Source organism: Fructilactobacillus sp. X2R1C1, assembly GCF_059901435.1.
This window is the reverse complement of the sequence record NZ_JBWXUV010000031.1, coordinates 1-433: the sequence shown is the minus strand read 5'-3', so window position 1 is coordinate 433 and position 433 is coordinate 1. Positions and strand designations below refer to the sequence as shown.

Sequence of the window (433 nt, the reverse complement as noted above, 5' to 3'; positions counted from 1 at the left end):
TTGAGCCGTTAGCTCAGTTGGTAGAGCATCTGACTTTTAATCAGAGGGTCGGCGGTTCGAACCCGCCACGGCTCATTATTTATATAAATAGCATGTATGCCGACTTAGCTCAGTTGGCAGAGCACCTGTCTTGTAAACAGGGGGTCGGAGGTTCGAATCCTCTAGTCGGCATTTATGCGGAAGTAGTTCAGTGGTAGAACGCCACCTTGCCATGGTGGAGGTCGCGGGTTCGAATCCCGTCTTCCGCTTATGTCAATTTATAATGCCGGGGTGGCGGAATTGGCAGACGCACAGGACTTAAAATCCTGCGGTCAGTGATGACCGTACCGGTTCGATCCCGGTCCTCGGCATATTATTATGCACCTATAGCGCAATTGGATAGAGTGTCTGACTACGAATCAGAAGGTTGTAGGTTCGACTCCTACTAGGTGCA

Annotated in this window: 5 tRNA genes; all 5 read left to right on the top strand. The window is 50.3% G+C overall.

Annotated elements, in window-relative coordinates:
- Positions 1 to 2 precede the first annotated feature (2 nt).
- The 5 genes from AC6UDG_RS07340 to AC6UDG_RS07320 all read left to right on the top strand — a co-directional run bounded on the left by AC6UDG_RS07340 (position 3) and on the right by AC6UDG_RS07320 (position 433).
- Positions 3 to 75, top strand: a tRNA-Lys gene (locus tag AC6UDG_RS07340).
- A 23-nt stretch (positions 76 to 98) separates the two neighbouring features.
- A tRNA-Thr gene (locus AC6UDG_RS07335) sits at positions 99 to 171 on the top strand.
- A gap of 5 nt (positions 172 to 176) precedes the next feature.
- Positions 177 to 248 (top strand) — tRNA-Gly (locus tag AC6UDG_RS07330).
- 16 nt (positions 249 to 264) lie between these two features.
- A tRNA-Leu gene (locus AC6UDG_RS07325) sits at positions 265 to 350 on the top strand.
- 9 nt (positions 351 to 359) lie between these two features.
- A tRNA-Arg gene (locus AC6UDG_RS07320) sits at positions 360 to 433 on the top strand.